24 protein-coding genes are annotated in these 23,250 nt (G+C 40.2%); 11 read left to right on the top strand and 13 right to left on the bottom strand.

Annotated features, from left to right (window positions below):
• Window positions 1–30: 30 nt before the first annotated feature.
• Window positions 31–558, top strand: a complete 528-nt coding sequence (locus B3600_RS04105; protein ID WP_286752164.1) for a hypothetical protein — start codon at window positions 31–33, stop codon at window positions 556–558.
• A 61-nt stretch (window positions 559–619) separates the two neighbouring features.
• Here the strand turns inward: B3600_RS04105 and B3600_RS04100 are convergent, their stop codons facing one another.
• The 6 genes from B3600_RS04100 to B3600_RS04075 all read right to left on the bottom strand — a co-directional run bounded on the left by B3600_RS04100 (window position 620) and on the right by B3600_RS04075 (window position 7,027).
• Window positions 620–1,468, bottom strand: a complete 849-nt coding sequence (locus B3600_RS04100) for a DUF6602 domain-containing protein (protein WP_286752163.1) — start codon at window positions 1,466–1,468, stop codon at window positions 620–622.
• Window positions 1,455–1,922 carry a Mov34/MPN/PAD-1 family protein gene (locus B3600_RS04095; RefSeq protein ID WP_286752162.1) on the bottom strand — a complete coding sequence of 156 codons (468 nt, stop codon included), beginning with the start codon at window positions 1,920–1,922 and terminating at the stop codon, window positions 1,455–1,457. The genes B3600_RS04100 and B3600_RS04095 overlap by 14 nt, the downstream gene beginning before the upstream one ends.
• Window positions 1,919–3,601 (bottom strand): ThiF family adenylyltransferase, encoded by a 1,683-nt coding sequence (locus B3600_RS04090; protein ID WP_286752161.1) that lies wholly within the window; start codon window positions 3,599–3,601, stop codon window positions 1,919–1,921. Before B3600_RS04090 ends, B3600_RS04095 begins: the two co-directional genes overlap by 4 nt.
• Before the next feature lies 1 nt (window position 3,602).
• Window positions 3,603–4,562: a nucleotidyltransferase gene (locus B3600_RS04085; RefSeq protein WP_286752160.1), complete on the bottom strand. Its 960-nt coding sequence runs from the start codon at window positions 4,560–4,562 to the stop codon at window positions 3,603–3,605.
• A 689-nt stretch (window positions 4,563–5,251) separates the two neighbouring features.
• Window positions 5,252–6,247, bottom strand: coding sequence for a hypothetical protein (locus B3600_RS04080; RefSeq protein ID WP_286752159.1), 996 nt, complete (start codon window positions 6,245–6,247; stop codon window positions 5,252–5,254).
• 195 nt (window positions 6,248–6,442) lie between these two features.
• Complete coding sequence (locus tag B3600_RS04075) at window positions 6,443–7,027, bottom strand: hypothetical protein (protein WP_286752158.1); 585 nt, start codon at window positions 7,025–7,027, stop codon at window positions 6,443–6,445.
• A 595-nt stretch (window positions 7,028–7,622) separates the two neighbouring features.
• On the opposite strand from B3600_RS04075, the gene B3600_RS04070 reads away from it, so the two are divergent.
• The 4 genes from B3600_RS04070 (at window position 7,623) to B3600_RS04055 (ending at window position 13,952) form a co-directional block, all read left to right on the top strand.
• Window positions 7,623–7,997, top strand: coding sequence for a hypothetical protein (locus B3600_RS04070; protein WP_286752157.1), 375 nt, complete (start codon window positions 7,623–7,625; stop codon window positions 7,995–7,997).
• 195 nt (window positions 7,998–8,192) lie between these two features.
• A complete protein-coding gene (locus tag B3600_RS04065; RefSeq protein ID WP_286752156.1) occupies window positions 8,193–9,404 on the top strand; it encodes a TlpA family protein disulfide reductase in 1,212 nt (403 codons plus the stop codon).
• Window positions 9,401–12,613: a SusC/RagA family TonB-linked outer membrane protein gene (locus B3600_RS04060; RefSeq protein ID WP_286752155.1), complete on the top strand. Its 3,213-nt coding sequence runs from the start codon at window positions 9,401–9,403 to the stop codon at window positions 12,611–12,613. Before B3600_RS04065 ends, B3600_RS04060 begins: the two co-directional genes overlap by 4 nt.
• A 4-nt stretch (window positions 12,614–12,617) precedes the next feature.
• Complete coding sequence (locus B3600_RS04055) at window positions 12,618–13,952, top strand: RagB/SusD family nutrient uptake outer membrane protein (RefSeq protein WP_286752154.1); 1,335 nt, start codon at window positions 12,618–12,620, stop codon at window positions 13,950–13,952.
• A gap of 44 nt (window positions 13,953–13,996) precedes the next feature.
• On the opposite strand, the gene B3600_RS04050 is transcribed toward B3600_RS04055, so the two are convergent.
• From B3600_RS04050 to B3600_RS04030, 5 genes are all read right to left on the bottom strand, one after another.
• Window positions 13,997–14,386, bottom strand: a complete 390-nt coding sequence (locus tag B3600_RS04050; protein ID WP_286752153.1) for a hypothetical protein — start codon at window positions 14,384–14,386, stop codon at window positions 13,997–13,999.
• A 179-nt stretch (window positions 14,387–14,565) separates the two neighbouring features.
• The gene (locus tag B3600_RS04045) at window positions 14,566–14,733 is read right to left on the bottom strand and encodes a hypothetical protein (RefSeq protein ID WP_286752152.1); all 168 of its coding nucleotides are present in this window, start codon (window positions 14,731–14,733) and stop codon (window positions 14,566–14,568) included.
• 288 nt (window positions 14,734–15,021) lie between these two features.
• On the bottom strand, window positions 15,022–15,702 hold the full coding sequence (locus B3600_RS04040) for a hypothetical protein (protein ID WP_286752151.1): 681 nt from the start codon (window positions 15,700–15,702) through the stop codon (window positions 15,022–15,024).
• Between the two features lie 35 nt (window positions 15,703–15,737).
• On the bottom strand, window positions 15,738–16,745 hold the full coding sequence (locus B3600_RS04035) for a helix-turn-helix domain-containing protein (protein ID WP_286752150.1): 1,008 nt from the start codon (window positions 16,743–16,745) through the stop codon (window positions 15,738–15,740).
• Window positions 16,746–16,835: 90 nt separating this feature from the next.
• Window positions 16,836–17,216: a hypothetical protein gene (locus B3600_RS04030; protein ID WP_286752149.1), complete on the bottom strand. Its 381-nt coding sequence runs from the start codon at window positions 17,214–17,216 to the stop codon at window positions 16,836–16,838.
• Between the two features lie 190 nt (window positions 17,217–17,406).
• Here B3600_RS04030 and B3600_RS04025 point away from each other — a divergent pair, with 190 nt between their 5' ends.
• The 6 genes from B3600_RS04025 to B3600_RS04000 all read left to right on the top strand — a co-directional run bounded on the left by B3600_RS04025 (window position 17,407) and on the right by B3600_RS04000 (window position 21,465).
• Window positions 17,407–18,429 (top strand): hypothetical protein, encoded by a 1,023-nt coding sequence (locus B3600_RS04025; RefSeq protein WP_286752148.1) that lies wholly within the window; start codon window positions 17,407–17,409, stop codon window positions 18,427–18,429.
• Between the two features lie 100 nt (window positions 18,430–18,529).
• Entirely contained in the window at window positions 18,530–18,913 is a 384-nt protein-coding gene (locus B3600_RS04020; RefSeq protein ID WP_286752147.1) for a hypothetical protein, read from the top strand.
• A 421-nt stretch (window positions 18,914–19,334) separates the two neighbouring features.
• A complete protein-coding gene (locus B3600_RS04015; protein ID WP_075992980.1) occupies window positions 19,335–19,979 on the top strand; it encodes a DUF6266 family protein in 645 nt (214 codons plus the stop codon).
• Window positions 19,980–20,049: 70 nt separating this feature from the next.
• Window positions 20,050–20,604, top strand: a complete 555-nt coding sequence (locus B3600_RS04010; protein ID WP_286752146.1) for a DUF6266 family protein — start codon at window positions 20,050–20,052, stop codon at window positions 20,602–20,604.
• A gap of 14 nt (window positions 20,605–20,618) precedes the next feature.
• Window positions 20,619–21,062, top strand: a complete 444-nt coding sequence (locus B3600_RS04005) for a DUF5675 family protein (protein ID WP_286752145.1) — start codon at window positions 20,619–20,621, stop codon at window positions 21,060–21,062.
• Window positions 21,063–21,108: 46 nt separating this feature from the next.
• Window positions 21,109–21,465: a hypothetical protein gene (locus tag B3600_RS04000; RefSeq protein ID WP_286752144.1), complete on the top strand. Its 357-nt coding sequence runs from the start codon at window positions 21,109–21,111 to the stop codon at window positions 21,463–21,465.
• A 228-nt stretch (window positions 21,466–21,693) separates the two neighbouring features.
• On the opposite strand, the gene B3600_RS03995 is transcribed toward B3600_RS04000, so the two are convergent.
• Window positions 21,694–22,635: a 1-phosphofructokinase family hexose kinase gene (locus B3600_RS03995; RefSeq protein ID WP_286752143.1), complete on the bottom strand. Its 942-nt coding sequence runs from the start codon at window positions 22,633–22,635 to the stop codon at window positions 21,694–21,696.
• 22 nt (window positions 22,636–22,657) lie between these two features.
• Window positions 22,658–23,224, bottom strand: a complete 567-nt coding sequence (locus tag B3600_RS03990; RefSeq protein ID WP_286752142.1) for a hypothetical protein — start codon at window positions 23,222–23,224, stop codon at window positions 22,658–22,660.
• Window positions 23,225–23,250: the final 26 nt, after the last annotated feature.

The raw sequence follows: 23,250 nt of genomic DNA, 5'->3' as shown, positions 1-23,250 counted from the left end.
TAATAAAATTTTTAATCAACCTTCAAACATATGAACGACGATCAAATCAAAGAAATTCTATTAGCCTCTTTATCAAATCTTCAGAATAACGATAGCTGGCTTTTAACAAAAAATCTTAGTGAGCAAAGTGTAAGTCATAAATTAGCAGAATATCTTCAAAGATATTTAAATGATTATAATGTTGATTGTGAGTATAATGGAGATATTGATGATCCAAACTCACGCAAGCATATTGCTATGCTTCGTAACCAGTTAGAGCAAAATGGCCTCTTAAGCATACGCGAAACCCGCCTTGAAAGGGAAATTATTGAACGGGCCGTATTTCCAGACATTATCGTTCATAAACGAGGTAATAATAAAAATAACTTGTTGATTATTGAAGTAAAGAAAGCTAGTAGTAATGTACCATTTGATTATGATCGTTTAAAACTTATTGCTTACACTACCTCAGAACAAGGTAATCATTTAAAATACCAACTTGGAGCATTCATCGTAACAAATGAAAGTGGCAATTACACAATTGAATACTATAAAGACGGTATACCTTTGAATAATTGAATTTAAATAACCTTATCAATTATTCCTCTGAAAAAGTTTATGTTAAATATAAAAAGTTGTGTCATATTTCTTCATCAATTTTTTCATTTATTTTATCTAGATAAGCCTGTAAATCGATAGCAGCAACTGTGCCAATAGCCTGTTGTAGATAACGGGACAGTTGCATGAAAAATGTCACCATAGAATTTTCAGGCTTACTAAATGATACATCGACAAATTGACGATCATTGTAGTAATCTGTAATTCTTTTCTCAAAGTCTTTCGGCTTCGATAAACTCAGATCCTCTGAACCATTATACTCTACAAAAAAACTACCGTAATCTGCAGCACAACCGAAATCAATAGATTGAAAGCCTTTTTGCTTTTCAAGTATTTTTGAAATTGTACCAGTTCTTTTATAAGTGTTGGTACTTGCCAAAATTCCACCAACAATTTTTGTCAAGGGACGTGCGAACACAGTGTTTCCTGATGCTATCATATCGACAGATGTCCGTTTTAGTACACGCACACTTTCTATTTTTTCAGCGGCATAGGTTATAAAGTCTTTGTTCCTTTTCCCTTTACCCATAGGTACACTGCCTTTCAAATCCGGTTTTACTTCAAAAACTGCATAGACTCCTTCGGCCGGAATATAATGGAAACCATTCTGGGTAAAAATAAATGGGGTAAACCAGTTGTCATAAATTACTATATCTATCTGCTGACTAGTTTGCCCTGTATAATCTATTACAATTGCCTTATCTACACTATACCTGTTTGGTAGATAAGCTCTAAGCCATTCTATCCATGCATTTTCTAAAGCATCTCCTTTCGATCCTGGGTGATTGATAAATTCTCTATTGGTGCTTAATTGTGCGGTCATCTGGTTCTGTAATCCGCTGAAAAGCATTTTTAATTCAACTTTTTTCATAATTGATTAATGTATTGTTTTTAAGTAAATAGATTTCGAAGTCATTTAATTTTAGTTTGGAGAGACTGAGAATAAGTAATACTGGATTAGTGATACTTACTGTCGTACAATTTGCGGCTTCGATCATAGCATTCAAATCGGTTGAGCTAAACTGAGCACTTCCATTAGGATGGGTGTGCCATTCTCCGACATAGTAAATGTTCCTCTCTGAAAATAATTGGTTAAATGTTTCGATTAAACCATCTGTACTTCGTTCAAATGAGTAGGGTTGGCCTTTATATCTAATTGGAAGCAAATATTCAACAACAAAGAGTGTTTTGAAATCAGATGAATATCTGCCCAATAAAAATCCTCCAAACTCATGTGGAAAGTGTTTCTGTCCAATTTCGCTTAATTCAACTATTAAACTTTCACTTATTTCCAGGGACAATCCGTTTGTAGTATTAAGTTTCAATAGGATATAATTTTAAGCTGTCCCAGATCAATTTCTTCTTTTACAACAAAGGGATGCAATCTTTTATCAGAAGATAAAGTTCTATTAATATGCTTTAAGGCCATTTGTACCATAAGGCTGATATCATTATAAGATCCTCTAAAGGTAGGTGACCAGCATCCGGTAGGATTGTAGAGATCTGACTTGTCATTTTCAAGCACATTTCCAAATTGGTTATTTACGAATCTGCGTAAATTGGGATAAATACCGCACACCAATTCGTCAGCATGGTTAGTAATAGAAAGACTAATAACGGACGTTTTCAGTTGTAGTTCATCAAGAATATAAAGCAAGTCATTGTCTGTTGAACAATCGAATACAAAATCGTATTCATTTAAAATATCCTTGATCTCAGATTTAGAAAAATCTGTTCCAGTTTGAGCTTTGGTCAATACATCGAACATGGTATTATTCCCTATACTGATATTTACGAATGGTGATATTTTACATAAAATGGTTGATAATTCGTGGACCTTGTCAGTGATCCCATTTCTGAATTCATATTCGGATCTACATACGTTTTCAGGTTCCTTTCGGTCGTAGTCGACTAAGTGGATGTTTTTGCAGCCACATCGCGCCAGTGTCCGTGTGAGAATACTGCCCACGGCTCCGATTCCTATTATTAGTATTTTACCTTCCGTGAGTTTTTTACAAAATCTACCTCTTCCGAAAAAGTATTCATAAGAACTGTTTCTTGCTATTCCCCAATCAATTGGTGAGTCAAGGATTTTGGTATTCCAGTTTCCGGTTTTTTTTTCGTTGATGTATTCCGGCTCACCGACGAATGGAAAGTCACCAACCTGAAGCAAAGCTATTTGCCAATGAACTTCATCATTATTGATGTTATAGCCGATAAACAAGGGTATTATTCCTTTCTGTTTATTTTTCAATAACTTCTTTTCCATTTTATGAAGCTGATTTAACAACTCCACTGGCAAAATAGAAGATAGTTGGTGCCAATTACGGACAATAAACCTTTGGTATTCAGAGGGCGGCTGTGGTGAAAAACAATAAAATCCTCCTTCAGAAGCTTTTTCATGTTCATAAATAGTACTCCATTGACATTTTCTAATGGTTTTATCGTGAGAGACGAACTCTTTAACCACATGATTAATAACAGAGTTACTTTCGTTTACTTTTTCAACTTCTCCGCCTTGTATCAAGTAAAGATTAACAAAACCAAAGTCACCGGGTTTGAAAGGGACTTCACAGCCTGTAAATATAAAGGCATGAAGCTTACCGTCTAAAGGATTCTCAGGAACAACCAAATGCTCGTAGTGATCATCTTTATCTTTATTAATATAGTACTTAAGTATCCATGCTTTTAGAGAAGCTAGATCAATATTAAGTTTCTCTTTTAAATCCGGATTATTTGTTGTGTGAATGCAGATTAAACCATTTCGCATCACATGGCTATACTCCAAAAGATCACTATTGAAGAACGAAATTGATTCGGTGTCATGAACTTTAAATGGATATGTAAATGCAATGGAGAATTCAAAAGATAGGGGATTCTCCATGATGTCAAGCTTGATGGATAGACAACCTGTGACGGTATGTTCATCCGTATTAATATTTAGCAGCTTAACGTCCGGAGTTGTCCGGATACAGTTTTCTATAAGTTCTTTACGATTCACCATTTTATCCGAAACGTTCAGTATCTTTTGGAATGGAATGAATGATCGCCGGTCCCTTTATGCCATAAGAATTCTCGGTAGTTTTTTGTTCTTCAAACTGTTCGTTTATTGGGAAATAACTTTTTATATTCTCGCTATTTTCCTCGATTCGCTCGATCACAGTTTTAAAGCGATTGGCCAAGTTCTCTCTCTGCCAAGTGTCTAGGGATTTCATTACGTCGTTATTGGAATTACCCGGATCAATCAATGTAAACGTTTCTTTAATGACATTTTCTTTGACATATGTCATCACACCCTTCAATTTATCCCATAGGTCACCAGTGATGGAGGTTTTGTCAAATGCCTTTATCGCTAAGAGTTCCATTAAGAATGACTTAAATTGCTCACCATTATGGTACTTCCACAATTTTAACAGTCGAATGATTTTCCGTTCATTATCTCTTGCTTTAATATGGTCGATCTGTGAATCAATATTGGTTTTTAGATAAGTGTCTTTCTGTATGAGCCCCATGGCCTCATTGAAGAAAACATTCAGATCCCTAGATTCAGGATAATCGTCAGTTGTTAACTCTCTTCCTGGTACTACATCAATACTGACCGTATCTCCGTCAGTATCGGTATCGAAAATTACTCCAATTGAAACCTTTTGTTTTCTAATTGTCGCAACATCTGCGTAAGTTTCATATAGATAATCGTAAACATCTTCAAACATTTCACGCAAGGTGGAATACGAATTACGCTTAAATGGAACTACTAAGTCGAGGTCAAACTTACAGTTTACAGCCGTATGCTTGGCGTAAGAGCCAGAGTTAAATGGTCCATAGATATCAGAACCATATCGCTCTTCAAGCGCCTCCTTTATTGAATTACGTTTTTCTTTATACTTTTCTACTAATGATTCAATGTGTGACATCCGATGGGATTGTAGGACACTTTGAAGATGATCATTACGATTTACTGCCATAATTTTGTCTTTTAAATTTATAATTGGTTATTAATACATAATCATATTTAGCGACAACTTATCTCATATACTTTTTCGCAAAATATGAATCAGAAAATCTGAATACAAAAGATCTGCCAACCTTTTTTCTGCCCACAAATGGCAGGTTTTAAATAAATAATTGTCTTTTTGGCATATTCTGTGATTCGCAATGACAAAATTTCTTAGACTTAAATCGACAGGTCATATACTTTGACTGATTACACCAAGTTTGTCGGATCACGGCCCCATTCACATAAAGATCTTTAGTACTTTTTATTTGAGTTCTCGGAGACATTGTGTAACCTTTTAAACAAATTGCAATCGACTCAGAAAATAATATAGGATATAAATTCGCGGCAGAAGCGGAATTTAGACTTTGGAAATAAAATTTGTAGTTATTTATCGGACTGCTTTCTTAAAAATCTCATTTGAAAAATGCTAGAACAAGTCTTATACGCTTGTCTAGTCGATCTTATGTCACAAAAGTTAGTTGTTATTTATTTATAGAGTGGAATTTACTTGCGATACGAAGCACCAAAAGGTGTATTTTTATTATACGGCATGGTAAAATTTTCAATATAGTCAGAAAATCAACCCCCGTAAATTGCTTGATTTTCTGACTTTTGATGTTATTATTAATTTCTATCTATTTTTTATAATTACAATATTCACCCCACAACATCCACATCAAACACCTCAAAAACAGTCTCATCATTGGTATCATAAATACCCCACGGTTTTTGAAGAGAGATTTTAACGATTTTCCTTTTTTTCTCTTTACCAGCTTTGGTCGTAAAAATCTCAGTGCGCCGTTCTAATATTTTTCCGGGGATCAGTGCCCAACGCGGATAGGTTGTATTTTCATCCCAAAATTGATCGGTTAAAACAGGTACTTTATCTTCAATAATGTGCAGACTACAATCTATATCGGTAAATTCACCTCTGACAAACCCAGGAAAGTCGTTGCTTATATAATCAGTAACTTTTATACGAAGAAATCCAAGATTTTTAAACTGTTCATTTGTAAATACATCATAATCATTTAGTTTATCCCTAAGTTTAACGACACGAGGAGCCTTTTTCTTTTTCGTATAGGTCTGAATGGTATTTGCGATAAATAAAGGACGTACGTAATCTTTGAAGAAGTTCTTACAATCTTGAAAAATCTGCAGTGCCGATTTCGGGATATTAAAATAGCCTGCTTGATATACTGAATCGATCCAATCCTGTACATTTTCCTGCGTAACGTCGCTCTTGATGGGTAGTTCTAATTCTTTAGGTTCATCGCCTAAGACTAAATCAGTATCATCTTCCCAAATCTTATTATCATAACTTTTCTGAATTTTGAAGTGTTTGTTCTCATTTTCGTCCATTGCACAGAGAATTCGAACCGCACATTTTGGCAATGAAACAGGAACGATTTCATCAAGCCTGCAGTCATAAATGGATCGGACAGTATTGTTTTCGCCATGACCAAGAATAAGTGTGTGATCTGGACGTTCATAATCTCGGATATAGAAATCTCTTTGTCCGAGCAGAAAAGCAAATTCAAACTGACTTATTCCACTGTCTTTACGTAGTTTTAAGATATTGAACATTTTGAAAAGTTCAAATTCTGACATACTCAAGCTCTTCATTACTTTAAATGCTAGGTTCTTTGCCATATTCGGTTCTTACTGACTTACAACAAATATAAGCAAACTAGTGGGCGAATGGAAAATTTCGCCTTGGCGATGCAACTAGCATAAGTTTTGGTCAGACTTGTGAAGCTGATATTTTAATTTGGATAATTGAAATCTGTAAAAGAGAAATACTAGAAGTACTCAAAGATTAGGAATCACGAATATATAAGTTTGGTTTTAAGATTTTACTTTTGGTTGATAGGCTATATATGTATTAATTTCTCTGATTAATTTAACTTCTAACCTTTTATTTTTCCCCTTAGTTGCTCGGCTTAAAGCACTCGTAAAATCTGAACCTTTCCAATTCTGGCTTTGAAGCTTGTTACAATAATCGACAATTTCTTGCAGTGTTCTTGCAATGTCGAAAAAATCTGTAGTTTCAATTACAGCATTGAGAGTTGCTGATGACCCTGTTCCTGCAGGAATAGGAGGGATTTGTTTTATCACTTTTTCTCTGTCAAGAATTTCAGACGGTTGCAGGTCTAATATTGAATATTCCGTTTTAAAATTTACAGGAAGATTTTCCTTCCTATGTTCATGCTCAATTTTTTTTGCTATTTCCGTGAAATAGATAGCAATTTTTAATAGTACTTCGTCTGTGTATTTTGAATATGAAGCTGTACTTTCAATAACTGCTATATACTTTTTGCTTTTTTCTAAATGTAAAGAAAGTTCTTCACCAGATATGCCCAATTCTAAGCGAATATTTCTGACGATTATAATTGTTAATATCTCAAATGGAGTAAGGTACCAAACGTTCATTTAGTAAATGAGCTAAATTTGATTATTTATATTATGGTTAGTGAATAATTTGCTTTTAATAATTAGTGTTGTTATATTTGAATTATATTTCAGATATATCATTTTGAAATGAGGTATTTATAACAAAAGAGTCTTGCGGTTGCAATTTCTGAAGCCGTAACGCAAGGCGGTAGTTTAAATACCCACGTCTATTCTTATAAAAGCTTTTAGTATATTTGCTGAAATAAGATAGATGTGGGCCTACTGTCAGCCCGTGTTACGTAAGGCTTCAGAAACTTTTTCGCAACCACGGCATGTAGGCCCACATTTATTAAAAGGCCTTTCCCAAGACTCGTTAACCAATAGCGAGTTATGATTTTAAAAAACAAACATCCAAACAATTCAATTCCCCCTTAATTTTCTAGGAGAATAGGTCATTATGACCAATCCGAAGCTTGTCAGTGTATCTATATCATCTGCCGTGTAACCAATTATTAGACAACTTAATCGGAACATTTATTCAAACTATTTTATGAACCTGAGCGAGCACGCGCGCGCGGGATAGGAGAGGTATTGCTCTTATTTGGGCAATGCTGATCATTTTAATGCCTCAAAAATGAACCAAAAATCAAACAACATGCTACCCTTTGAGCTAGCATGTTATGAAATATACGACAATGGATACGATCCATTAAATACCATTCGGGAGTTCTGGTCCCAACATACCATCACCGACTGTCAGGAAAACCTATGGGCACTCTTTGATAACTGTAGAAAGAGTGAGGAACAACAAGATGCTCCTGATGTAAAGCAGATGCATACCTTTTTGATGAAAGTGTGCCGTGTGCTTTTGGCTTATTTCCTGGTGCACCTTCGCAAGATCAAAATCGATGCGGTGCCATTTGCCTTTGCTGAACCTGCCGAAGTCATTACAGCGGATTTGGAAACCAAACAAAGGATCTACAGTTTCTTTAACCGAATTGCTGAATAATACCTAATCCATAAGCAGATGATAAAAAGATCTAATCTATGTACTGCCTTATTGGATAAGGTAGTCAATATTCCAGTTATACAGATTACACTACTTGTAATCTTATTCATACTAGTTTTTCAATCCTATTTAACTTGTTTTTTAAAGGCATTGAAGAATACAACAATGCTTTTTACTTGCATTGCTATATTTCATATGTTTAGTTTATCGGCTCAGACGCCCCGCAAGGACAGCGGGGCTGATGGGCCAACTCCGCTGCAGATCGGTGATACAATCCCCGAAGAATTATGGGACAGTGAGTTTTCCTTTTTTAATGAGCAATTGAATAGTACCCAGAAAGCTTCATTTAAAGAGTTTAAGGCGAGGCCGCTGGTGTTAGACTTTTGGAATACGGGATGTGCTCCTTGTTTAACCGGGCTAGCCAAACTTTCAGATTTCAGCAAAGGTTTAAATATAGGCCTTGTTGCAGTCTCAGAACAGACGGAAAAGTCCATTTTGTCCTTTTTTAAAAGGAATGACCTATTAAAAGGTACTGGTCTGAGAAGTATTATAGCTGACAGCAGATTGAAAAGTTATTTCCCCCATGAAAGTATACCTCATCTGGTATGGATAAATAAAGAGGGTGTCGTCGTTGGCCTCACGGGAAGCAAAGAAATCACCAAAGATGACCTGCTTACTTTTGCCACAAAAGGTGTATTGCATGCGGAACTCAAACCTGAACTCCAACCAAATTTCCATCGATTTATAGTGGATATGAAGCTTAATCGACCGGTACAATCTCCCCAAGACAGTCTATTGGGCTATTCAATAATAACCGACCATGTAAAAGATATAAGCCCTTTTGAGAGATCTATGGTCGGTCCCTACGAGATTATTTCTTATCGAAATAGATCCATTCTGAGCTTATATAGATTGGCCTATGCAGACCGCTACAAATTTGCCTCTAATCAGATCATCTGGAATGTTTCTGATCCGGAAAGATTTGAATACTACCTTTCTAAAGATGAGGATATAGGAAACTGGGAGAGAACAAACCTCATCTCCTTTGAATCAAAATCCATAGGCAGGATTAATATGGCTGATCTCTTGAACACCTGTCTGGGCTTAAATGTCTGCGTAAGGGATTCATTGGTTGAATGTATTGTTGTAAAGGCGAGCAAGGGGAGGACAGCCATAAAACCTAAATCGGGCAGGGATTTTAAAACGCTAAAAAATCTGATCAAAGATCTTCGTCTGAGTAGGCCTAATTGGCAGATTATTGATTCAATAAAAGGCGAGGTTCTTATTCCCAACTATTCAGTGAAGGACTTTGAGACGAAGGGCAAGCTCTGTAATTTCTTAAAAGAAAACGGTCTCATTGTCGAAAAAGACAAAAGAATTGTAAACTTCTTAATTATACAGCGATGAAACAGTTGAACTATTATATATTCTTGGTCGCAACTTGTTTTATTTTGCGGCTTGAAGTGTTTGCGCAGCGTCCCATAACACTAAAAGGAAGGGTTCAGAACCAAGAAGGAAAGGCGATTTCAGATGTCAATATTATATCGGTAGGAAAGGGCAACTTTAAGGTTCAGAAAAACGGTACCTTCAATATAAACAGTCTTTCGGTCGGCGATACCCTCAAATTTTCGCATATATCCTATGTACCCAAATCGTATGTCGTTCGGTCGAACGATGAAAATATTTTGATCGTCCTGGAAAGTAATTCGATCCGATTGCAGGAGGCTGTATTCTCTACAGGTTTTCAGTATATTCCAAAAGAACGTGCTACTGGATCGTTCGAGAAAATAGATTCACTTTATATCAATCGCTCCCCAGCACCTAATATTTTGACACGTGTCAAGAGCATGATCTCTGGTATGTATTCGGATAATGCAAATGCTAATTTTAACAATACAGGGAAATTTGCAAATGAGTCACTCAACATACATGGGGTAAGCTCAATCCGAGGGGCCAATTACCCCTTGATCATTGTCGATAATTTTCCTTATAGTGGTGATATAAATGCCATTAATCCGAATGATGTGGAGAATATCACTGTCTTAAAGGATGCCGCCGCCAGCTCCATTTGGGGAGCACAGGCGGGCAATGGTGTTATTGTTATTACCACAAAACGAGGTAAACAAAACTCATCGCTGGTGGTAGAGGCGAGTCAAAATACCGCTGTCGTTCAAAAACCTGACCTTTTTAAAAGACAGGCAATTGCGAATGCTGACTTGATTGCGGTGCAGCTGGAATTATACAATAAAGGCTATTACAATTCGAATATAAATTCGAGATCCAAACCCATCCTTCCGATGGCGATTGAGGCCATGGAGAAAAAGAAGAAAGGATTGCTTACCGAAGAGGAACTTAATGATGTTTTGGATACTTATGGTCAGACGGATATTAGAAATGATCTATTGAAATATCTTTATCGGCCTGCAATCAGCAGTCAATATTCTTTTTCAGTGAGTGGCGGCGGTGACAGGAATAGTTTTCGTATATCCACAGGGTATGACCGCTCAAAAGGTACTCAGGTGTCCTCAGATAATAACCGGTTTACGCTGAAGGCTTATAATAAATTCAAGCTGACGCGAAAACTGGAGGCGGAGCTTGATATGATGTATGCTAGATTAGAAAGCAGGCAGACGCAGCTGCTCAGCTACTATGACAATTCCGGGAGCAGGTATCCATATTCTTCATTGGCAACTGCAGACGGCCAGTTTCTTTCAATACCCTATAATTATAGCATTGGCTATATCGAAAGTTTAGCTGATCCTAATCTGCTGGACTGGACGTATAAGCCATTGGAAGAATTACAGCACAATAAGGGTAATGCTGTGCTGAACAGCTTATTGACCAGCGCCTCGCTGAATTATCAGATCAACAAACTGTTTGGCCTGAGTTTTAGGTATAGAAACGAAATACAAAAGAACGATGATGAGACGGTTTTCGACCAGTACTCCATAAGATCAAGAGGAATGGTCAATCTATATACCAATGTCGGCACAAATGGAGTGGTCAGTAGACCGATACCTGTTGGTGGGATACTGGAATTCGAAAGCAATAATGCCGTTTCACATTTTGGTCGCTTTCAGGTAGATTTTAAATGGAACGATCATCCTGATCACAGGGTGAACGTAATACTGGGTTCAGAAGTCAGCGCAAAAGCCGTTAGGGCGTTTTCGGATGGAATGTATGGTTATGATGGGGAAAAGTTAATATATAGTACCCAAATTGATTATATGAATAGATACCCTACTTACAATAATCTCGCATCCAATGCACAGATACCTTCTTTTATAACCAAGAGCCAGACAAACAATAGATACGTATCATTATTTGGAAATGGATCTTATACTTTATTGAACCGTTATACGGTAAGTGGCAGTTTCAGAAAAGATGCTTCCAATGTTTTTGGCGTCAATACAAATGATAAATGGAATCCGCTCTGGTCGGCTGGATTGAGCTGGAATATAAAGAAGGAGCTGTTTATGGAATCTATTGCTGTCAATGAACTGAAATTCCGGGCTACATATGGTTTTAGTGGGAATATTGATCCCTCACGTTCGGGAAATACAACAATTCAATACAGCACACTTAACGCTTTGTACGGTATTAGTTGGCCATCAGCGCAAGTACTTGTTGCTCCCAATCCTTCTTTACGCTGGGAAAAAATAAAAACATTTAACCTCGGACTTGATTATTCCGTATTCAATAGCCGTATTTCAGGAAGTGTGGATATGTACTGGAAAAAATCATTTGATCTGATCCATCTATATCCGCTGGACCCGACGGTAGGTTTGATCAGTCAGCTCATGAATGTGGCAGATGTAGACGGAAGGGGTGTTGATGTTCGTTTATCGTCCATTAACTTCAATAAACGGTTTAAATGGCGGACTGATTTTATCTTCACCTACAATAACAATTGGGTAAAAAAGACTTTTGTTGATTATCCGGGAGCTTCTTCTTTGGTGTCCAGTTCTTTTATTGCCTATAAAGATGTGATGCCCTACGCCATGTATAGTTATAAGTTCGCGGGGCTTGATCCGCAGACAGGTGAACCGATGGGATATTTTAATGGCGAAGTGTCAAAAGATTATTCAAAGATGGCGGGTAAACAGGCTCCTATTGAAGATTTGAAGTTACATGGATCTAAACGGCCGCTGATCTATGGTACTGTAAACAGCTTTTTTGATTACAAAAAATTTAATCTGTCCTTTTCTTTACTGTATCAGTTTAAATATTTTTTCAGAAGGCCTTCCATAAGCTATTCAGATCTTTACAGCAGGGGGGATGGTCATCCTGACTTTTACAGTAGATGGCAGAAGCCGGGCGATGAAAAATCGACCAATATACCTGCAATGACTTATCCATTGAACAAGGCGGACGGATTTTATGGAAATAGTGAAGTGTTGGTCGAACCCGGTGATCATATCAGATTGCAGGATATCAAACTTCAATATCGGTTGGGTGAGATTAGTCCCTTGCGCATCAGTCAATTAAGCTTCTTTATTTACTTAAGTAATCTCGGAGTAATATGGCGCAAGAATGATAAAGGCCTTGATCCGAGTTATCCAAATGCAATTCCGGTTCCCAAACAATACACTTTTGGTGTCAATCTAAAATTTTAAAAACATGAAATCAAAATATTATCTATCACTATTTTATTTTGCCTGTTGTTTGTTTATAACATCGTGCAAAGAATTTTTGGAAGAAAAGCCCGATTCCAAACTTAATACGCCGAATAGCAACATTGAACTGACTGCCATTTTGGACAATCATTCGTTCAGAAATCCCGGGCTGCTGGAGGTCGCTTCCGACAATTATTACCTGACAGATGCAAATTTTAAAGCCATTTCAATGGTAGAATATCGGGAGGCTTATCTCTGGTCAAAAGAACCGACTGAAAATAGCTTTTGGAGTAATTCTTACATCACTATTTTTTATTCTAATGTGGTATTAGATTATCTTGATAAGGTAAATTATTTGCCGGATGGTCTTAGTCGCAATGAGCTGAAAGGGATGGCCTTGTATCACCGTGCCTTTTCTTTTTATTCACTTGCACAGGTATTCTGTAAATATTATAACAAAAACAGTGAAAATGCCCTGGGAATAGTCCTTAAGACCAATTCGGATATTAATGAAAAATTACAGCGGTCAACTTTAGGTGAGACGTATAATCAGATATTACAGGACCTGGAAGAGGCTGTGGGGCTTTTGTCGGAGAAAAAATATGAATACCCAACCAGACCTAATAAAACAGCGGCTCTGGCGCTGTTAAGTAGAATATATCTGGGACTCGGACAATATGATAAATCACTGGCATATGCGAATATGGCGTTGTCGACAGGTGGAGAAACAATTGATTATAATCAAATTAAAAAAACAGGAGCCCGTCCATTCGATGCCTACAACGATGATATTCTCTTTTACGCCTTGATGATCCCTACAAGTGTTTTATTGGAAGATAAGGCTACCGTGGATACGCTGCTGTATAATAGTTATGCCAAGGAGGATAGGAGAAAAGACTTGTTTTTTACGAAAAATGCTAATGGCACCTACGCGTTTACCGGTAATTATAACCCTTCTCGACAGGAAATATTTATTGGATTGACTGTAGGAGAAGTTTTATTGAATAAAGCCGAAGCTGAATGTAGGGGTGGAAAAATCAGCGATGCAAAATTAACCTTAATGGAATTATTAAAAAACAGATATGCTGAGATGCCAATATTACCGATTAACGAAGAGTCTCTGCTGGAATTTATTCTTTTAGAAAGACGGCGCGAACTAGTGTTTAGGGGCCTGCGGTGGACAGACTTAAGACGATTTGCTGCTGAGAATAGGATAGTTGATCTTAAAAGGAGAATTGACGGTGAAGTCATTTCGATGCAGGGAAAGAGTGTGATGGAATTCGCTTATAAAATTCCGCTGCAGGTCATTGAACGGGGGGGCATCGAACAAAATCCATAATCGAAAGTGGGACAATATTTATTGTCCCACTATTCTTTACCTACTTAGTTATGAAAACGCACTTTGTTGGTGTCTTGAGGTTCGTTTTTTAGAATCTGGTTTTCCAGTTCATTTAAACTTCCTTGAGTAGGTTTCCCACTTCCATTATCTTCACCATGCACCTCACACAATTGTGCCCCAGTGCTACAGGAAGGTGATGTAACTGGCGTATAGTTGTCCGGATCCATTATTTCATCCTCATAATTAGGATCAGAGGAATTTGGTCCAGTATACTGGAACCATTGATCCGGAACAAATGTGGATTGTTTTTCAATATTAGACTGCTTATCCACTTTCTTTTCCATTGCATTTACCGCGAATGCGATACCTAGTACTAAAGTCAATGCCGAGCCAACGGTAATCAGACTTCTTTTAATGCTCTTTTTTGAAATCATGGTTGTGGTCTTTTTTTATACGATCAAAAAAAGGTTGCCTCAAAAAACTTTGATTAATTTTTATGTTGTGGGTTGTCTTTTAGCAGACCTCGCTGGCTGGCTTTGCATCCCGATGCGCTGCCGGCCTGTTCCCAGATAACCCCTGAAGGCCATCCGGGAATTCCGTGAACAGTGCCCCTTTACGACTGTGCGAACTTCGCTGTACAACTCTCTTTTGGGCGAAGGCTATCCGATGCGGTAAAGTGTCCAGCTGAAGCAGGTCTTTGACCAGTCTGCAGACCAACCCCTTGGGCATAAACAGCAGCTGCACCTGCGTCCTCAGGGACGAATACAGCTTTCCGATGCAACGGAAAAGGGCTGTCATCCTATTCAATATATGGTGCATGCTGTTCATACAACTTTGTTTTACCTGATCCATTTGTCTGTTGGCAGCGGCGCCTCTTTAGCATGGCTTGCCCACTTGACTTTTATTAGTTCTTCGTTTTGATCCCGCTAACTTTTACGTCGTTAACTTATACCAAAGTTCGGCCTTAAAGGAGCGCTGGACTTGACTGAATCTGGAGCCGAGTATATACAGGTTTAGATTAATGAAAAGGTATAGCAATAAAAAATCCCCTCGGGAGGGGATGCTGCGGTTAAATTTTCAAAGGTATTGTGGTGGCTTCTTGGATAATCTCGTCAATGAAGGACAGATATTCGTTTTCGCTTTTAAAATTTGGGTTAATTTTCCGGTCTACCCTGTAAAGAATATGATCGCGTATAAAGGCTTCTTCAAACACAGAACAGATAATTACATATTTATGTGTCAGGTCAATCTTCGAAAGAAGATGATTTACTTCAAGATAATCACCACCGCTACTTAAGATCAATATTTCGGCTTTAGCAGCAGACAGTTCCAGCGTTTCTTCACGAATTTCTATTAAACGTGGGTGCTTGGTGAGGGTTGTTACAATATTCACTTTTGATAGATTGATCATCTGCCAGGCCACATAGCTATAGCTCGTTTTAATGGGCAATGGCTGCCGGGGTGCTTCTATCTTTCTCGCATGGGACAACAGATAATAAAGCATAGCCTTTGGAGAATAAATGTTACCAGCAGCATTTGCTGCCCTGAGTACCGCTTCATCAAGCTGATAATTTTCAGGGAAATAGGAGGCGGCCATCTCTATACAAATACGTAGCGGGCCATATTTCCAGGCTCTATATTTGCCACAGACTTTTTTTGCAATAAGTGTGCTTTTGTCAGCTGGCTCAGCGACAAAAAGTTTTCCGATCGCGCTGAAAAATTTTACGCTTTTTTGAATGATTTCTTTCATGTTTTTAGGTTACTAGGTTAATTTAACAATGAATTTTATAAATAGTCTTGGGTATACCGCTTAAAAAACTCCGTTGCGGTCATGCCCGTTTTATTTTTAAAAAAGCGTGCAAAACTGCTGGGTGACGAATAGCCCAGTTCATAGGCGATCGCATCGGTATGCATACCGTCTACAATATATTTCTTGGCGAGATCCAGCATGAATTCTATTTTCAGCTCTTGGGGACTCTGTCCATAATAAAGTTGGATAAGCTGATGCAGATAGTCCATACTGATCCCGAGCTGCCAGGCGATATCTTCGAGTTTAAAATCCTGACCATGCTCGGCTGCAGCCTGCTGAATGGCTGCATGGGCTTCTTTGGATTTGATTTGGGATTCCGAAATCTTGTCATATTCTTCAAAGATCTTTTCCTTGGATAGCTGGATCAATTTCTTGATACCCCAGAGGATATTGACCTCACTGTCGAGGTCGCCTTTCTTGATGTTTGACGCTATGGCTTTCATCAATGAAATAGTCCTGTGGCCGGCACGGAAATCGATGCTGCACCATACATGGGGATCTTGTTGTCTATAGGCATGGATCAAGGGGTGAAGAAATTGGAAGGGACGCTCATTGCCATCGCGAAAAATGCTGCCGCGGAAATAAAAGTTAACGAGGGTATACCTTCCGGCAGGAACATGGATTTCATAATCGCCTATGGTTAAGTAGAAGTAACGGCCGCGATTGCAAGAGATGCTGTAACTGATCCGCTTCTGGACATCCCTGATCTGAATAGCACGATCTTCTGTGATGATATAAAAGATATGGATATCCGAACGCGTCACTTGTACAGGAATGACAATATCGGCAGGCAGGTGCAGATCTAATATATTGATGTAGCCGAGCATACCATCAAACTGCTGCAGGCAGGCCTGCCCATTTTGGTTTTCGTAGTGTTCATAGTCCGCATTGGACATGCTTATTCGCAGCTTGAGCGAATCAGTTCTTGGACTGAGCGGCTCGCCAAATACCTGTGCGAGATCGATCTGTAATGTTTTCTTCATAATGGGGTATAGGTCAATATAATCCCCCCGGTCAGGATTTCGGAATGATCGGGGGAAATGGTTTTGGGATAACGGGGGATCGCTCAGGTGCTAGGTTATTCTGTAGGATATCCGAATAAACAAGGGAGTGAACATCATCCGCATCACAGCATCCTGCCATTCATCGAGGCCGTGAACCATGAGCTCCTTAAATTCTGGATCATCATCATCACCCTTGTCGTCTTTTTGAAATTGAAGTATGTGGCCCTGCATGAGATAATTGCTTATCGCAGTGCCAAGTTGTTTCCGAAACCCATGTGGAAAATCGTAGAGCTGCTGGACCTGGTGGGGTTTCAGATTAAAATTGTGTTCCATCCAGACTGCAAAATCGTCTTTAAGAAGTTGCATCTCTAGTGCGCGCTCCGCTATTGGCAGAGCGAGAATCGTGGCTACTTTTTGCGCCACGCCTGCATTGTCAAATTTCTCTTTCATTCAAATTGTATTTTTGCAAATATTTATTTAAATAGATCAAATTAGCAACCGCCGTGTCCTAACCTCCGGGATTTTGGAGGAAATTCTTCTTTTGAGCGAATGAATTTTGCTTAATATTTGATTTTATTTAGTAAATTGGGTCTGTAAACCAGTAGAAACCTACGCCATTTAAGAGAGCTTGACATAGCATATGAAAGTATTAAAACTAACGGTGGAGAGTTTACTCATCTCCATGCTTTTTAATTTAATCGGAAATCACGGTATTTATCTGAATCGATTTTGGACACAGACCTATTGGATGTGGACAGTGGCATTTGCAATTGCGATTGGTGTTGCGGTCGTGTTCACGCAGATGTTTCTTAAAGGCTTTTGGACCTATTGGCAGAAGCGGTACCCTGATCTGATACTCATGAGCAAGGGGAGGATCAAGACCGAGAGTATACCCATAGGTCAACTCTTTTGTGCAATTCTTGCTACAACTATATCGATTCTATCGATTTATCTCTTCATTATCTATTGTTTCGCTAATATGCGCAGCGAAGATACGTACAGCTTGTTAAGAAGCTATCTGCTGCATTATATGCCTTTTATTAGTCTAGGCTTTATAGCCTACGTGATCTATGTTTTTCGTAACGGCAAATTATGGTGGCTAACAACTGAAAATGTGATGGCCTTGTTAGGGAAAGAGGTCATGTCGCAGGAAAACACAACTGATAGAGCGGGAACTATAGCACCTCCAAGTGTATTGGATAAGACTATCGTCATCGGATCACTCTATGATTTGCTGTACAAACATTCGCCATTCAGCCCCAATACGTTGAGGGCGGATGCTGTGCGTATGTTTGATGTTCCTTTTTATTTTTCCCAAAAAAGAAAAAAGGAAGTCATCCTGATCAACGGTACCCGCTTGGAGGCCAATCATTTCGTGCAGGAGCTGGAAGCTAAGGGGCTTGATAAATGGTATTTTCGCATCAATAGCACCTGTAGGGTAAATATGATGCACGTGCGTCAACCGATATTGCCAAATGCCACTTACCTGGAGTTCCGTAAGGAAGTGTTTGACAGCCTCAAGTTGAATATGACGGAATTGGAGATCAGCAACCTGCTGCAGATAACTGAATGGATGCGCAAAGAAAAAAAGCTAAAGGATTTTTTGGATAACGTCAATAACCTAGCGCATGAGGGATGGGATGACCTTTTGCCGCTCAATTGAATCATCCCATTTTATAAACTTAGATAGACCGAGCACAGTAGACAACAGGTCTGCTGCTGCGCTGGATTTCGGCGGTTAGTCGAGCTAACCTTACCCGTTTATGTTTTTTGTTAAAGGATCTCCTGATCAGCAGGAGATTAATCCTCATTTTGTGTCCAATGCGACAGGTATTCACCTAAAAATCCACTATTCTTTTCAACTAAAACCAAGCATCGAAAATACGATGTTAGAAGCTAAGCTGGATCGTATCCTTGACCTGCTGCAGGAACAGCAGTATACGGAGCTCCACCAGATGACAGGTACGATGACCATCCACGAAGTCGCCTATTTTTTAAGCAAAAGTGTGCGCACCATCGAGCGTCGTATCGCCAAAGGCCTGCTCAAGGCCACCTATAAAGAGGGCAATGCGGATCTCTTCCTCAAAAAAGATGTGGTGCAGCTGTATGTGACGGAATATAAAAAATGGCCGCGGCAAATGCCTTAAATCCCTATACTGTTCGTACCTGCTTCGTATTGTCTTCGGGGCTGCATGTAAAAGCAGCCACTATTAATCCGTTGCTGAACAGTATTTCCCTGTTCGGAGACTGGTGAAGGTCTGGTCAGTATCTGTACAAGATCTATTGCTGATCCGAATCAGGTACGAATCAGGTACGAAGCAAAGGGCTAAGACAGCTTCTCAAGTGCGTAGTTTTTGAAGTGCCAGACGACGGTGTGCATGGAATATGTCCGATTGCCTCCGACAGGTCTCCGACAAAAGCCGGGCTACCGCCGACGAGTCTCCGCCAACCTGCTTTGTGCTATTGACAAGGGGCTATGTGATGTGGTATGTTTGTCGAAGTAAAGCAATGCATACCGGTATAAATGAAAGCTTTATGGGGTTTAACTTTTAAAAAAAAAACAACAACATGGCAACAATCAACAATGGTGTAATCGGAAGAGCAAGTGGTAAAGTGGGCGCGGTGATAGCTTCGTCCTGGAAATCTATCAACTACCTCAAAGGCCTGCCCAAAAAGCGGACGAAAGGGATGTCCGAAGAACAGCTGATCCAACAGGACCGTTTCCTGAAAATCTCCAAATTTCTGATGCCGATCACGCCGATCCTGCAGGTTGGGTTTGGGCTCTCCAAAACCGAAAAGATGACGCCCACAAACGTGGCACTGCAGCTCAACATCGCACAGGCAGTAACTGGTACTTATCCAAACTTTAGCTTGGATTACAGCAAGATCGAAATCAGTACGGGCTCTTACCTCAACGGCGGCGGCATGGAGGCTGCTGTGGATAATGGAATTCTTTCTATCTACTGGGATACCATCCTCAACAGCCTGTACAAGACCAAGGCCGATGATCAGGTCATTATCCTGGTCTATTCACCTGAAAAGGATGAATTTATGACGGCACCTACACCGCCCACCCGTGCTGCCGGTACAATAGACATCCAGATCCCGGCCCACCTGCTCGGTGGCAAGGGGCATGTCTGGATCTTCTTTACCGACCGCAAGGCTGAAAAGGTATCCAAAAGTACGTATTTGGGCGAATTTGACCTGGCTTAGCCGCTAAAGGATTAATTGAACGGGAGGAGCATGTGGCTCCTCCTGATTTTTGAACACAAAACGATAAGACATGCTGGTGATTTCTGAGTTTAAAAAGCAGGTTACAGATCCGACACGTAGGGAGGCTGCGCAGGAGCGTTTTCGGCTGGCACGCCGGTTTTTGAATCCGCTGTACCCGCTCATCCGCAAAGGTTTTGCCCATAGCAAGTGCACGGTGCAGGCGGCTTTTGGCCGCGCCATGTCCCATACGCTGACGAATGTGATACAGGGGGAATATCCGGATTTTGAGGTAGTGCCCGCCCTCGCAAAAATCAGCAATGGCATGCTGTCTCCGCTCGCGGTCAATACCTGTGTACGTACGACCAATACGATTCAGCTGAGCTGGGATGTAACCGAATCCAACATTAAAGATTATAACCAATGGGATGACCAGGTCATACTCTGTGCTTATGATATTATTGGCGAGCAGGCAGCCATCAATGAACAACAGGTGCTGCGGAGGGATGTTCAGATGACGATCGAGCTGCCATCCATCCTGCATGATAGGCCGGTGCACCTGTACCTGTTCCTACATGATCGTGACGAAAACCTGTACTCCAGAAGTCAATACCTCGGTCTTTTCTAATTTAAATTTTGCGTATGAAATCAACGATAAAAGTACTTCGTACAAAACAGGGCAAGCATAGCACGCTTTCCGAGATCTACGTAAACAATCAGTTTGTCTGCTACGGGCTGGAGAATATTCCGCGCCCGGTGAAAATAAGGGGCGAGACCGCTATACCTACGGGGCATTACCCGCTGGGTTTTAACCGCGACGGAGCAATGAATGGCCGTTACTATGACGATTACCCCAAGATGCACCGTGGTATGCTTGAAATACGTGATATTCATAATTTTAGCTATGTCTACTTCCACAAAGGGAATAGCTATAAAGAGACTGCTGGCTGTGTGCTGGTGGGCAGTCAGTATATACTGGAAGATGGTGACTACCGTCTGATAGCTTCGGGCGTCGCCTACAAAAAGTTCTATCCGCTTGTGGCCGAACTGATGCTGCAGGAGCTTGTCGAAGTGCATGTCGAATGAGCGTCGCCCGATACAGGGCAAGTGAACACCGTTAAATAGAATAATCATGAAAAAAATCTTTAACAAAATAGGACAGGTGCTGCAGCTGCTGTTGGCGGCACCTGTTAAGCTACCGGGAAAGGTAGGGAATGTATTAAATTACCTGGCCTTGGGGCTTGGCATCGTGGAAACCGTATTGGATGAGGCTAAGTCGCATTCCGAGGTAGAAGATGGCAAGGAGCCGCAGGAAGGGAAATACAATCCGGACGATGGCGAAAGGTATCCGTCGGCACTGGATGAAACGATGTCGGCAGCTGTATCGCCTACCGATAAGGAACCTTCGGCGGGTGCCAGGGAGAATAGGTCCGTTAAAAATGGAAGCGAAGATACCGTAGAAAGGAGCGCGATGAATGAAAGTGAATGATATGCGCATCTCGGCCATCGGCGGTACCATCTGTTCCATCTGGGCCAGCATCTCGCTGGGGGATGTATTGCAGACCGCCCTGACGGCTGCCTTGGGCACTCTGGTCAGTTTTGCGACAACTAGGCTACTGGCGAAGCTGGGTAAACGGAAAAAATGAGTTGAACAAAAAGGCGCACTGGATCGTGCGCCTTTTTGTAAGGCAACATCTTCATTAGTAAGGCAAATTCCTCAATATTTATCTTTTTTTATTTCCGAGAACAGCCGATCGACATCTTCCTTAGCGAACAGCCCGGTTCCCTGCGCCATCGTCGTCGCCGAGCCGCAGGCGATTCCCATCTGAAGGACATGCTCTAGATCGCCCTCTTGGGCTAAGACAGACACCATTCCAGCGACCATACTGTCACCTGCTCCCACGGTACTGCGCACCTTCACCACTGGGGAAGGTAGCTGGATTTTTTCTGTTTTTGAATATAATATAGCGCCCTGTGCACCTAGCGAGACCACGATTAGCATTGCTTTTCCCTCCGAAATTAGCTGCTTGGCGGCCATATCCAGATCGGAATGCCCCAATTCCTCTTTTCCCACAAGAGCAGCGAGCTCGCCGGCATTCGGTTTGATTAAAAAGACTCCTTCATCCAGTGCAAGGCGAAGTGCATCGCCAGATGTATCAATAATTATTTTACTGCCCTTCGTTTTGTACGTGTTGATCAGTGACCGTATAAACTCGGGCGGTACACCAGCCGGCATACTGCCGCTGATAACGACAAAATCCGGAATATAGGTGAGTTCCTCAATTGAATTCCTAATTCCCTCCAGCTCCTTGGATTCAACTTGTTCGCCTGGAAACCCGAATCGATATTGCTGATTCGTTGCGCTGTCAACCACGATAAAGTTTTCGCGGGTCTCGCCATTCACCCGAATAGGATGTATAGCAATATCTTCCAGCTTCAATAAGTTTTCGAGCAGACTGCCTGTCTTTCCCCCGGATGTAAACAAAGCAGTCGAAGCCAAACCAAGTCTTTTCAGGGCACGAGATACGTTAATTCCTCCGCCACCAGGTTCATATACAGGTGCTTCACAACGTAATTTCTTTTCAGGAACGATATGTTGTACACTGGTACTCTTGTCTACGGATGGGTTCAGTGTTATTGTTAAAATAGATTTTGCCATTTTTTTATATTATAAATGTGAATCATTGCTGTTGGTAGACGAGGTCTTTGCTCAGGCAGTGTTCTTCCCAGGGCACCATTATAAGCCGACTATGGGCATTTTGGGGAATGATACTTTTTGATGTCGGCAGGTAAAAATAATTTTTATTTCCACTGCTTAAGGTATCGCGTAGATCGGGGATCTTTTTGAGGCTGCGCTGCAAGGCAGCAAAAAATGCTTTTGCGGATTTGTCCGCTTGCTTCATGATCTGCCGTAAGTGGATAATTTCTCTTGTCCGGTCCGTTTCATAACCACCGCTTCCTGCAATGGTATATTCGGCTACAGGTGTGTCATAGAAGACACCTGAATCTACGCTGGTTTCCTGATCTGAAAAAGGATAGGTGGAAAGGAAAAATCCCTGATAATCTGCTGATGAAAAGCTTTTCAAAAATGCCGACTGATTTTCCTTGTTATATTTCACATAATTCCGCTGGCCTGAACGACGGTTTATCTTCTCAACATAGGCATGCGCCCGATGTTTTTCCATCGTTTCCGCGCAATATTGAAAAAATAGCTCCGCTGGTATAGCAATCCAAAAGTATTGGCCCATTTTCTTTCCTATGTTTAATTTAACTT

The sequence above is a fragment of the Sphingobacterium sp. UBA2480 genome (assembly GCF_002341965.1).
GTDB lineage: Bacteria > Bacteroidota > Bacteroidia > Sphingobacteriales > Sphingobacteriaceae > Sphingobacterium > Sphingobacterium multivorum.
Note: the sequence above shows the minus strand (reverse complement) of the source record. Positions and strands in the feature narration are given on the sequence as shown.

What these genes read in the sequence shown, in the direction of transcription:
- B3600_RS04080 (WP_286752159.1), bottom strand. Translation starts at nt 6,247, where the DNA reads ATGGCAAAGAACCTAGCATTTAAAGTAATGAAGAGCTTGAGTATGTCA.
- B3600_RS04055 (WP_286752154.1), top strand. Translation starts at nt 12,618, where the DNA reads ATGAAATCAAAATATTATCTATCACTATTTTATTTTGCCTGTTGTTTG.
- B3600_RS04010 (WP_286752146.1), top strand. Translation starts at nt 20,050, where the DNA reads ATGCTGGTGATTTCTGAGTTTAAAAAGCAGGTTACAGATCCGACACGT.
- B3600_RS03995 (WP_286752143.1), bottom strand. Translation starts at nt 22,635, where the DNA reads ATGGCAAAATCTATTTTAACAATAACACTGAACCCATCCGTAGACAAG.
- B3600_RS04050 (WP_286752153.1), bottom strand. Translation starts at nt 14,386, where the DNA reads ATGATTTCAAAAAAGAGCATTAAAAGAAGTCTGATTACCGTTGGCTCG.
- B3600_RS04070 (WP_286752157.1), top strand. Translation starts at nt 7,623, where the DNA reads ATGAACCAAAAATCAAACAACATGCTACCCTTTGAGCTAGCATGTTAT.
- B3600_RS04025 (WP_286752148.1), top strand. Translation starts at nt 17,407, where the DNA reads ATGAAAGTATTAAAACTAACGGTGGAGAGTTTACTCATCTCCATGCTT.
- B3600_RS04005 (WP_286752145.1), top strand. Translation starts at nt 20,619, where the DNA reads ATGAAATCAACGATAAAAGTACTTCGTACAAAACAGGGCAAGCATAGC.
- B3600_RS04015 (WP_075992980.1), top strand. Translation starts at nt 19,335, where the DNA reads ATGGCAACAATCAACAATGGTGTAATCGGAAGAGCAAGTGGTAAAGTG.
- B3600_RS04060 (WP_286752155.1), top strand. Translation starts at nt 9,401, where the DNA reads ATGAAACAGTTGAACTATTATATATTCTTGGTCGCAACTTGTTTTATT.
- B3600_RS04100 (WP_286752163.1), bottom strand. Translation starts at nt 1,468, where the DNA reads ATGAAAAAAGTTGAATTAAAAATGCTTTTCAGCGGATTACAGAACCAG.
- B3600_RS04105 (WP_286752164.1), top strand. Translation starts at nt 31, where the DNA reads ATGAACGACGATCAAATCAAAGAAATTCTATTAGCCTCTTTATCAAAT.
- B3600_RS04085 (WP_286752160.1), bottom strand. Translation starts at nt 4,562, where the DNA reads ATGGCAGTAAATCGTAATGATCATCTTCAAAGTGTCCTACAATCCCAT.
- B3600_RS04090 (WP_286752161.1), bottom strand. Translation starts at nt 3,601, where the DNA reads ATGGTGAATCGTAAAGAACTTATAGAAAACTGTATCCGGACAACTCCG.
- B3600_RS04020 (WP_286752147.1), top strand. Translation starts at nt 18,530, where the DNA reads ATGTTTTTTGTTAAAGGATCTCCTGATCAGCAGGAGATTAATCCTCAT.
- B3600_RS04035 (WP_286752150.1), bottom strand. Translation starts at nt 16,745, where the DNA reads ATGAAGAAAACATTACAGATCGATCTCGCACAGGTATTTGGCGAGCCG.
- B3600_RS04040 (WP_286752151.1), bottom strand. Translation starts at nt 15,702, where the DNA reads ATGAAAGAAATCATTCAAAAAAGCGTAAAATTTTTCAGCGCGATCGGA.
- B3600_RS03990 (WP_286752142.1), bottom strand. Translation starts at nt 23,224, where the DNA reads ATGGGCCAATACTTTTGGATTGCTATACCAGCGGAGCTATTTTTTCAA.
- B3600_RS04000 (WP_286752144.1), top strand. Translation starts at nt 21,109, where the DNA reads ATGAAAAAAATCTTTAACAAAATAGGACAGGTGCTGCAGCTGCTGTTG.
- B3600_RS04030 (WP_286752149.1), bottom strand. Translation starts at nt 17,216, where the DNA reads ATGAAAGAGAAATTTGACAATGCAGGCGTGGCGCAAAAAGTAGCCACG.
- B3600_RS04065 (WP_286752156.1), top strand. Translation starts at nt 8,193, where the DNA reads ATGTTTAGTTTATCGGCTCAGACGCCCCGCAAGGACAGCGGGGCTGAT.
- B3600_RS04075 (WP_286752158.1), bottom strand. Translation starts at nt 7,027, where the DNA reads ATGAACGTTTGGTACCTTACTCCATTTGAGATATTAACAATTATAATC.